The organism is Mesocryomonas fontinalis (assembly GCF_055730125.2).
In genome coordinates this window covers 1-2,500 of sequence record NZ_JBUZWG020000021.1, presented here as the reverse complement: position 1 = coordinate 2,500, position 2,500 = coordinate 1, and the positions used below count along the sequence as shown (strand labels likewise).

2 rRNA genes (1 of these 2 cut by a window edge) are annotated in these 2,500 nt (G+C 55.3%); both read left to right on the top strand.

Going from position 1 to position 2,500, the window contains the following annotated elements:
• Window positions 1-1,916 (top strand): 23S ribosomal RNA (locus ACZL02_RS24310) (it extends 907 nt beyond the left edge of the window).
• A gap of 342 nt (window positions 1,917-2,258) precedes the next feature.
• A 5S ribosomal RNA gene (gene rrf, locus ACZL02_RS24305) occupies window positions 2,259-2,373 on the top strand.
• The last annotated feature ends 127 nt before the right edge of the window (window positions 2,374-2,500 follow it).

Below are 2,500 nucleotides of genomic sequence, written 5' to 3'. Positions count from 1 at the left end.
ACCCCCGGGGGTAGAGCACTGAATGGGCTAGGGGGACTCACCGTCCTACCAAACCCAATCAAACTCCGAATACCGGGGAGTACTAGTCGGCAGACACACGGCGGGTGCTAACGTCCGTCGTGGAGAGGGAAACAACCCTGACCACCATCTAAGGTCCCCAAGTCATGGCTAAGTGGGAAAGGATGTGAAGATCCCAAAACAACCAGGATGTTGGCTTAGAAGCAGCCATCATTTAAAGAAAGCGTAACAGCTCACTGGTCTAATTAAGGGTCTTTGCGCCGAAAATGTATCGGGGCTAAAGCCATGCACCGAAGCTGTGGATTTGATCTTCGGATCAAGTGGTAGCGGAGCGTTCCGTAAGCCAGTGAAGGAGGACCCGTGAGGGCCTCTGGAGGTATCGGAAGTGAGAATGCTGACATGAGTAACGATAAAGGGTGTGAGAGACACCCTCGCCGAAAGTCCAAGGGTTCCTGCTTAAAGTTAATCTGAGCAGGGTTAGCCGGCCCCTAAGGCGAGGCCGAAAGGCGTAGTCGATGGGAACCACGTTAATAATCGTGGGCCTGGTGGTGAGTGACGGATCTCGTGTATCGTTCAGTCTTATCGGATTGATTGGGCGGTGAAGAGGTTCCAGGAAATAGCCCCACCGTATAGACCGTACCCGAAACCGACACAGGTGGACTGGTAGAGTATACCAAGGCGCTTGAGAGAACTATGCTGAAGGAACTCGGCAAATTGCACGCGTAACTTCGGAAGAAGCGTGACCCTTTCTGACGCAAGTCAGGTGGGGTGGCACAGACCAGGGGGTAGCGACTGTTTACCAAAAACACAGGGCTCTGCGAAGTCGCAAGACGACGTATAGGGTCTGACGCCTGCCCGGTGCTGGAAGGTTAAGTGGAGGGGTGCAAGCTCTGAAATGAAGCCCCAGTAAACGGCGGCCGTAACTATAACGGTCCTAAGGTAGCGAAATTCCTTGTCGGGTAAGTTCCGACCTGCACGAATGGCGTAACGACTTCCCCGCTGTCTCCAGCATAGACTCAGTGAAATTGAATTCCCCGTGAAGATGCGGGGTTCCTGCGGTCAGACGGAAAGACCCCGTGCACCTTTACTATAGCTTTACACTGGCATTCGTGTCGGCATGTGTAGGATAGGTGGTAGGCTTTGAAGCATGGGCGCCAGCTCGTGTGGAGCCATCCTTGAAATACCACCCTTATCGTCATGGATGTCTAACCGCGGTCCGTTATCCGGATCCGGGACAGTGTATGGTGGGTAGTTTGACTGGGGCGGTCGCCTCCCAAAGAGTAACGGAGGCGCGCGATGGTGGGCTCAGACCGGTCGGAAATCGGTCGTCGAGTGCAATGGCATAAGCCCGCCTGACTGCGAGACAGACAAGTCGAGCAGAGACGAAAGTCGGTCATAGTGATCCGGTGGTCCCGCGTGGAAGGGCCATCGCTCAACGGATAAAAGGTACGCCGGGGATAACAGGCTGATGACCCCCAAGAGTCCATATCGACGGGGTTGTTTGGCACCTCGATGTCGACTCATCGCATCCTGGGGCTGGAGCAGGTCCCAAGGGTATGGCTGTTCGCCATTTAAAGCGGTACGTGAGTTGGGTTCAGAACGTCGTGAGACAGTTCGGTCCCTATCTGCCGTAGGTGTAGGAGTATTGAGAGGATTTGTCCCTAGTACGAGAGGACCGGGATGAACGTACCTCTGGTGGACCTGTTGTGGCGCCAGCCGCAGTGCAGGGTAGCTATGTACGGACTAGATAACCGCTGAAGGCATCTAAGCGGGAAACTAACCTCAAAACGAGTACTCCCTATCAGGGCCGTGGTAGACCACCACGTTGATAGGCCGGGTGTGGACGAGCGGCAACGCTTGAAGCTTACCGGTACTAATCGCCCGATCGGCTTGATCATTCTCATTCGCCAATGTTCACCTCGCAATGCGAGAGTGAACATTGGTTTTAATCTCGGCGCTCACGCCGGTTTGCCTCGGGCAAACCGTCTGCGCTGGCGCGGATTGCGAAAGCAATCCGACGACCTAGCGGTCTACGGGCGTCAAGCCTTGGATCGTTGCTGAGATCTGACGCATTCTCATTCATGCATTCCGCCTCCCTGCAGAGGCGGTCAGGACGTAACGCCCGCAGGCCGATAGGCCGTCGGACCGAAAGGTCCGCCATAGCGGAGACGGTTTGCCCGTGGCAAACCGGCGTGAGCAAACCTGAAACCCAACCCAGCTTCTATCTTGCTATTCGCTGACCTGGTGGTTTTGGCGGAGTGGCTGCACCCGTTCCCATTCCGAACACGGCCGTGAAACGCTCCAGCGCCTATGATACTTTGTCTTAAGACACGGGAAAGTCGGTCGCCGCCAGGTCTGCAAATCGCAAGATATCTCTCACAAAACAAACATAACAAACCTAACCAAAACGCCCCCTCGGTCAAAAACCGCAGGGGGCGTTTGGCGTTCAGGGGAAATTGAGGGGCGAAGGGAAAGGCGAGGG